Below are 7,298 nucleotides of genomic sequence, written 5' to 3'. Positions count from 1 at the left end.
GCCTCAAGGTCGTGCTGATCGAGCGCTACGCCACGCTCGGCGGCGTGTGCCTGAACGTCGGCTGCATTCCCTCGAAGGCGCTGCTGCACGTCGCCTCGGTCATGGACGAGGTCAAGCACTTCGCCGACCTCGGCGTGAGCTTTGCCGCGCCCACGGTCGACCGTGCMAAGCTGCTCGGCCACAAGAACAAGGTGGTGGGCAAGCTCACCGGCGGCCTTACGGCCATGGCCAAGATGCGCAAGGTGACGGTGCTGCGCGGCGTCGGCAACTTCATCGATCCGTACCACCTGGAGGTGGAAGAAACCTCGGGCACCAGCTGGGACACCACCGGCAAGAAGCAGACCGTCAAGTTCCGCAACGCGATCATCGCGGCAGGTTCGCAGTCCGTGAGCCTGCCCTTCATGCCGAAGGACCCGCGCGTGGTCGATTCCACCGGCGCGCTCGAGATGGGCACCGACCCCAAGCGCATGCTGGTCCTGGGCGGCGGCATCATCGGCCTCGAAATGGGCACGGTGTATTCGACGCTGGGCGCGCGCCTGGACGTGGTCGAGATGCTCGATGGCCTGATGCAGGGTGCCGACCGCGACCTCGTGAAGGTCTGGCAGAAGATGAACGCGCCGCGCTTCGACAACATCATGCTCAAGACCAAGACGGTGGGCGCCGAGGCCACGAAGGAGGGCATCAAGGTGACCTTCGAGGGCGAGCAGGCGCCCAAGGAGCCGCAGGTCTACGACCTGGTGCTGCAGGCCGTGGGCCGCAGCCCGAACGGCAAGAAGATCGGCGCCGAGAAGGCCGGCGTCGCGGTGAGCGACCGCGGCTTCATTCCGGTCGACATCCAGATGCGCACCAACGTGCCGCACATCTTCGCCATCGGCGACATCGTGGGCCAGCCGATGCTGGCGCACAAGGCGGTGCACGAGGCGCATGTGGCGGCCGAGGTGATCGCCGGCGAGCAGAAGGGCGACAAGGAGCTGTCAAGCGCCGCCTTCAACGCCCGCGTGATCCCCAGCGTGGCCTACACCGACCCCGAGGTGGCATGGGTCGGCCTCACGGAAGACCAGGCCAAGGCCGAAGGCATCAAGATCAAGAAGGGCCACTTCCCGTGGACCGCTTCGGGCCGCGCCATCGCCAACGGCCGCGACGAGGGCTTCACCAAGCTGCTGTTCGATGCCGAGACACATCGCATCCTGGGCGGCGGGATCGTCGGCACGCATGCCGGCGACATGATCGGGGAGATTGCGCTGGCCATCGAGATGGGCGCCGACGAGATCGACATCGGCAAGACCATCCATCCGCATCCCACGCTGGGCGAGAGCATCGGCATGGCGGCCGAGGTGGCGCACGGGACCTGTACCGACCTGCCGCCGGCCAAGAAGGCGGCCTGACCGGCGAGCTTCGACCGGCCACAAAAAATCCCGCCGCGGCGGGATTTTTTTCGTCCTGATGGAGGACGCGGGATTTGGGAGGGAAGGCTCAGTTGCCGGTGTGGGTTGCCGCAGTTGCCGCGGCCTTGATCTCGTCGTTCTGGGCGCCGCCGAGCACGCGGCGTGCGCCGTCGAAGCGGCGGCTCCAGTAGCTGCCGTTCATGTCTTCCACACGGACCTGGGCACCGGTGCGCGGCGAGTGGATGAACTTGCCTTCGCCCACATAGATGCCGACATGGCTGAAGGCGCGGCGCATGGTGTTGAAGAAGACGAGGTCGCCGGGCTTGAGCTGGCTGGGATCGATCTTCTCGGTGGCGGCGGCCTGTTCTTCGGCGCGGCGCGGGAGCACGTGGCCGAGCGTCTGGTTGTACATCGCGCGAACGRAGCCGCTGCAGTCGAAACCGGATTCGGCCGAATTGCCGCCGCGGCGATAGGGAACGCCGAGGAAGCCGATGGCGGTCACCACCAGGTCGGAGGTTCGTTCAGCGACGGTTTGGCGGACCTGCCTGAGTTGGCCGATGATGCCCTTGTCGGCCAGCAGCCGGGCCAGTTCGTCATCGGTTCGATCCTGTTGGGGGGCGGCTTGGACTGCGACGGCAAACAGGAGGGACGCGGGTAGGACGAAAAAACGCATGGCGCGTAGGATATTGATGACGCCCGGTTATGTCAATCTCATCCGAATTGGCGAATGTATCTTCAAGTCTTTGATTTGTTTGATTTTTTTCGATTCGATCGAAGAAAAAATGTAACGACTGATCTTTATGAACCATAAGTGATTGGCCGAAGGCGAACTTTTGTACTCGCATTGAAGAGGCAAACAGCCTGGATTCGGCCCGTATTTCGCGTCAAGATCGCGCCAACTACCCGGAAAAGACATGAACCTGCGAATTCAGGAAGCTGGGCTCCTCCTAGGAAAGGCTGCCGTCGTGGCGGGTCTAGCCGTCTGGGGTGCCGCCATGGCGCAGATACGGCCGGAAACCATTTCGACCGGCCTCGAGAACCCATGGGGCGTGGCTTTTCTGCCGGGCGGCCGTTTCGTGGTCACGGAGCGGGCCGGCCGGTTGCGGCTGATCGCTGCGGACGGCAAGATCGGCGCGCCCATCACTGGCCTGCCCCCCATCGCGGCCGGCGGCCAGGGCGGCTTGCTCGACGTGCTGGCCGATTCGGGCTTCGACAAGAACCGCACACTGTATTTCTGCTTCTCGGAACCCGCAGCCGGTGGTGGTTCGGGCAACGGCACGGCACTGGCCAGCACGCAGCTTTCGGCCGACGGCACGCGGCTGGAGAACCTCAAAATCATCTTCAGCCAGCAGCCCAAGGTGGCCAGCCGCAACCATTTCGGCTGCCGCATCGTCGAGGCGCGCGACGGCACGCTGTTTCTCACGCTGGGCGACCGGTTCAGCCGCAAGGAAGATGCGCAGAAGCTCGACAACCACCTGGGCAAGGTGGTGCGCATCGCCAAGGACGGCTCGGCGCCCAAGGACAACCCCTTCGTCGGCCGGGCGGGTGCGCTGCCCGAGATCTGGAGCTATGGCCACCGTAACGGACAGGGCGCGGCGCTCGGGCCCGATGGCCGCTTATGGATGACGGAGCACGGCCCGCAGGGCGGCGACGAAATCAATATCCCGCAAGCTGGCCGCAACTACGGCTGGCCGGTGATCACCTACGGCGAGAACTACGGCGGCGGAAAGATCGGCGAGGGCATCACGGCGAGAGACGGCATGGAACAGCCGCTGCACTACTGGGTGCCGTCGATCGCGCCCTCGGGCATGGCTTTTCTCACCAGCGACCGCTACGGCGCGGGCTGGAAGGGCAACCTGTTCGTGGGCTCGCTCAAGTTCGGCTATCTCGACCGCATCGAGCTGAAGGACGGCAAGGTGATGGCCGAGCACAAGCTGCTGGCCGACGACCGGGCCCGCATTCGCGATGTGAAGCAGGGGCCGGACGGCCTGCTCTACGTGCTGACCGACGAATCCGACGGCAAACTGCTGCGCCTGCGGCCGAACTGAGGCGGGCCTTCAGTCCTCAGCCGGAGCAGCCCGGCAGCGGCAAGGTCGGCAGCATGCGGCGCCAGAGCCGCGTCCACTCGGGCCAGTCGTGGCCGCCTTCGGTCGTGAAGACGCGGCTGGCGGGCAGCGCGGCCGCCAGCAGCCGATGGCTGAAGGCAAAGCGGTCGTCGACGCCATAGCCCAGGTAAAGCGGCGGCCGCGCGCCGAAGGTGGCGGTGGCGCCGACGTAGCCGCGCAGCCACTGCCACAGCTGGGTTTCGTTCGGTACTCGCGGGTCGCCGCCAGGCGGATCGCCCAGCGGACCGGTCCAGCGGGCGAGGCCGCCGGCATTGGCGATGTCGGTGCCGAGCGGTCCGCCAAAGCCGCCGACCGAGATGCCGACGATCCAGATGGCCTTGTAGCCCTGGCTGCGCGCCGGCACCATCACGTCCTGGCTCAGGCGCTCGAGGATGGTCTTGGCGTTGTAGTAGCCCAGGTGCGCGTCGACCCGCATCACGTCCACCGCGAGCCTGTTGTCGTTCAGCGCCTTGACGAAGCCTTCGCGCTCGAATTCGTCGGGGTGCGAGTACGCGCCGGGCAGCATCACGATCAGCGTGTCGGCATTCGGCGTGCAACTGCTCTTTTCGAACGTGCGGTCCAGCGGCGCCTTGGCAGTGCGCAGGCCGCCGCAGCCGGTCACCACGAGCGCCGCGCCAAGGGCCAGAATCGGCAAATGGCGCCGGGCCGAAAAGAAGATCCGCATCCGCCCGGAGTCTAGAGAGATACGCGCCGTTTCGGTGGTACGGTCTGGCCCCATCAATTCCATCTGAATGAAAGAACCGGTTCATGCTGCTCGATGCCTCGCTTTCCCAACTCGTCCTGGTCGACTACCAGGCGCGGCTGATGCCGTCGATCTTCGAGGGCGAAGCGGTCGCGCAGAACGCAGTGCGGCTCGGCAAGATGGCCCAGCTGTTCCAGCTGCCGGTGTGGGGCACCGAGCACAACCCTTCCAAGCTGGGCGAGAACCTGCCCGACATCCGCGCGCTGTGCCAGCGCACCCTGTCGAAGATGCACTTCAGCGGCGTGGAAGAGGGGCTCGGCGAATGGCTGCGCGTGCCGGCGAAGGCGCCGCAGGGCAATGCCCGCAGCCTGCCCAAGCACCTGCAGAAGCCCGCGGCGGCTGCCGAAGAGCGCAATTCCATCGTGATCGCCGGCTGCGAAGCCCATGTCTGCCTGCTGCAGACCGCGCTCGACCTGCTGGAGGACGAGTTCGAAGTCTGGGTCGTCACCGACGCCTGCAGCTCGCGCACCGAGCGCAACCGCGACGCCGCCTTCGACCGGCTGGCCGGCGCCGGGGCCGAGCTCGTGACGACCGAGATGGTCGGCTTCGAATGGCTGCGCACCGCGGAGCACCCCGCGTTTTCCGAGCTGCTCGCTCTGATTCGATAGCCGCAACCGGCGGCGCACCGCAAGGGCTCGGCCGGATTGTTCCGGCCGTCAGCTTGCTGCAAGATCAGTCTCCATAATTATGAATTCAGTTTTGGCGATGCCGCCAGGGCCGAACGAATCAACGGAGACAAAATCCAGATGAGCCGCTACGAAGAGTTCTATCGCCAGTCCGTCGATGCGCCCGAGGCCTTCTGGGCCGAGCAGGCGAAGCTGATCGACTGGCAGGCCCCCGCCAAGCAGATCCTCGACGCCAGCCAGCCGCCTTTTGCGCGCTGGTTCGTGGGCGGCACCACCAACCTGTGCCACAACGCAGTCGACCGGCACCTGGCCGCGCGCGGCGGYCAGCCCGCGCTGATCTTCGTTTCCACCGAAACCGGCGTCGAGAAGAGCTACAGCTTCCAGGAACTGCACGCCGAGGTGCAGCGCACCGCCGCCAGCCTGGTGGAACTGGGCGTGGGGAAGGGCGACCGCGTGCTCATCTACATGCCAATGATTCCCGAGGCCGCCTTCGCGATGCTGGCCTGCGCGCGCATCGGTGCCATCCACTGCGTGGTGTTCGGCGGATTCGCGAGTGGCTCGCTGGCCACGCGCATCGAGGATGCCGAGCCCAAGGTGGTGGTGAGCGCCGACGCCGGCTCGCGCGGCGGCAAGGTCATTGCGTACAAGCCGCTGCTCGACGAGGCGATCCGGCTGTCGAAGTACAAGCCGGCCGCGGTGCTGCTCACCGACCGCGGCCTTGCACCGATGGAGCTGACGCCCGGCCGCGACCACCTGGCGGCCGAATTGCGGCAGAAGCACCTCGACGCCCAGGTGCCCTGCGCCTGGCTGGCCGCCACCGACATCAGCTACACCATCTACACCAGCGGCACCACCGGCAAGCCCAAGGGCGTGCAGCGCGACGTGGGCGGCTACGCCGTGGCGCTGGCCGCGAGCATGAAGCACATCTTCGACGGCCGCGCCGGCGAAACCTACTTCTCGACCAGCGATATCGGCTGGGTGGTGGGCCACAGCTATATCGTCTACGGCCCGCTGATCGCCGGCATGGCCACCCTCATGTACGAGGGCCTGCCCACGCAGGGCATCGACAGGCAGCCGGACGGCGGCATCTGGTGGCGCCTGGTCGAAAAGTACAAGGTGACGGTGATGTTCAGCGCGCCCACCGCGGTGCGCGTGCTCAAGAAGCAGGACCCGGCGCTGCTGAAGAAATACGACCTGTCGAGCCTGCGCGCGCTGTTCCTGGCGGGCGAGCCGCTCGACGAACCCACCGCGCGCTGGATCAGCGAGGGCCTGGGCGTGCCGATCATCGACAACTACTGGCAGACCGAATCGGGCTGGCCGATGATCACCATTGCCAATGGCGTCGAGGCCAAGCCCAGCAAGTTCGGCAGCCCCGGTGTTCCGATGTACGGCTACCGCATCAAGATTCTGCACGAATCGACCGGCGAGGAATTGGCCGCCCCCAATGAAAAGGGCGTGGTCGTGGTCGAAGGCCCGACCCCGCCCGGCTTCATGCAGACCGTGTGGAAGGACGACGCGCGCTTCGTCGGCACCTACTGGAAGAGCGTGCCGGGCAAGATGGTCTATTCGACCTTCGACTGGGGCATTCGCGACGAGGACGGCTATTTCTACATCCTCGGGCGCACCGACGACGTGATCAACGTGGCCGAGGTCGCGGTGGTGGGCGTGGCCGATGCACTCAAGGGCCAGGTGGCAATGGCTTTCGTGGTGCCGAAGGACGGCATCGCCGTGACCGACGCCGACGCGGCGCTGAGGCTCGAAGGCGAGATCATGAAGGTGGTGGCCGACCAGCTCGGCGCGTTGGCGCGGCCTGCCCGGGTGCGCTTCGTCTCGGGCCTGCCCAAGACCCGCAGCGGCAAGCTGCTGCGGCGCGCCATCCAGGCCGTGTGCGAGCAGYGCGATCCGGGCGACCTGACCACCATCGACGACCCCGCCACGCTGCAGCAGATCAGGCAGCTGGTTTCTTCGGCCTGAGTGAGCAAACCGGGCCTTGCGAAGCCGCGCCGCGCCGTCATATGTTTGACGTGGCACAATGCGAAGGTACTCAGGCCCTTCCCCAGCCACAGTCGCATCCGCCAACCGGTTCAGCCGTGTCGCGGAAGGTTTCTTAACCAGCTAGTGCTTCCTTCAGGGAAGCGAAGGTCAGCGGATCATGAGCGATTCCTCCAAGCCCACGGCGTATGCCGCGTATCAGGGCAACACGTACCTCTTCGGTGGCAATGCGCCCTATGTCGAAGAGATGTACGAAAACTACCTCTCCAATCCCGGCAGCGTGCCTGACAACTGGCGTTCGTATTTCGACGCCCTGCAGAACGTGCCCGCGGCCGATGGCTCCAACACCAGGGACGTCCCGCACCAGCCGGTGATCAACGCCTTTGCCGAACGCGCGAAGCAGGGCACCACCAAGGTCGTGCAGGCC

Annotated in this window: 7 protein-coding genes; 5 read left to right on the top strand and 2 right to left on the bottom strand. The window is 66.0% G+C overall.

Going from position 1 to position 7,298, the window contains the following annotated elements; translation table 11 throughout:
• On the top strand, nucleotides 1-1,385 hold a 1,385-nt coding region (gene lpdA / locus AC1DOC_RS23780), incomplete at its 5' end, for a dihydrolipoyl dehydrogenase (RefSeq protein ID WP_478130616.1).
• Between the two features lie 88 nt (nucleotides 1,386-1,473).
• Here lpdA and AC1DOC_RS23775 read toward each other — a convergent pair.
• Complete coding sequence (locus AC1DOC_RS23775; RefSeq protein WP_478130615.1) at nucleotides 1,474-2,058, bottom strand: C40 family peptidase; 585 nt, start codon at nucleotides 2,056-2,058, stop codon at nucleotides 1,474-1,476.
• A gap of 322 nt (nucleotides 2,059-2,380) precedes the next feature.
• Between AC1DOC_RS23775 and AC1DOC_RS23770 the strand changes: the two genes are divergently transcribed.
• Entirely contained in the window at nucleotides 2,381-3,433 is a 1,053-nt protein-coding gene (locus AC1DOC_RS23770) for a PQQ-dependent sugar dehydrogenase (protein ID WP_478081188.1), read from the top strand.
• 16 nt (nucleotides 3,434-3,449) lie between these two features.
• Here the strand turns inward: AC1DOC_RS23770 and AC1DOC_RS23765 are convergent, their stop codons facing one another.
• A complete protein-coding gene (locus AC1DOC_RS23765) occupies nucleotides 3,450-4,175 on the bottom strand; it encodes an alpha/beta hydrolase (protein WP_478130614.1) in 726 nt (241 codons plus the stop codon).
• Between the two features lie 83 nt (nucleotides 4,176-4,258).
• On the opposite strand from AC1DOC_RS23765, the gene AC1DOC_RS23760 reads away from it, so the two are divergent.
• The 3 genes from AC1DOC_RS23760 to AC1DOC_RS23750 form a co-directional block, all read left to right on the top strand.
• Nucleotides 4,259-4,861, top strand: coding sequence for an isochorismatase family protein (locus tag AC1DOC_RS23760; RefSeq protein ID WP_478081182.1), 603 nt, complete (start codon nucleotides 4,259-4,261; stop codon nucleotides 4,859-4,861).
• 138 nt (nucleotides 4,862-4,999) lie between these two features.
• Complete coding sequence (locus AC1DOC_RS23755) at nucleotides 5,000-6,853, top strand: propionate--CoA ligase (RefSeq protein ID WP_478130613.1); 1,854 nt, start codon at nucleotides 5,000-5,002, stop codon at nucleotides 6,851-6,853.
• Between the two features lie 178 nt (nucleotides 6,854-7,031).
• Nucleotides 7,032-7,298, top strand: a 267-nt coding sequence (locus AC1DOC_RS23750; protein ID WP_478130612.1) for a 2-oxoglutarate dehydrogenase E1 subunit family protein, incomplete at its 3' end; no start/stop codon positions are given.

This window comes from Variovorax sp. 01T439_2 (genome assembly GCF_056398445.1).
The sequence above is the reverse complement of the archived record's forward strand: the minus strand, read 5'-3'. Positions and strand labels throughout refer to the sequence as shown.

Excerpts from the sequence above, each read along its gene's own strand:
- AC1DOC_RS23770 (WP_478081188.1), top strand. The coding sequence starts at position 2,381 with ATGGCGCAGATACGGCCGGAAACCATTTCGACCGGCCTCGAGAACCCA.
- AC1DOC_RS23765 (WP_478130614.1), bottom strand. The coding sequence starts at position 4,175 with ATGCGGATCTTCTTTTCGGCCCGGCGCCATTTGCCGATTCTGGCCCTT.
- AC1DOC_RS23760 (WP_478081182.1), top strand. The coding sequence starts at position 4,259 with ATGCTGCTCGATGCCTCGCTTTCCCAACTCGTCCTGGTCGACTACCAG.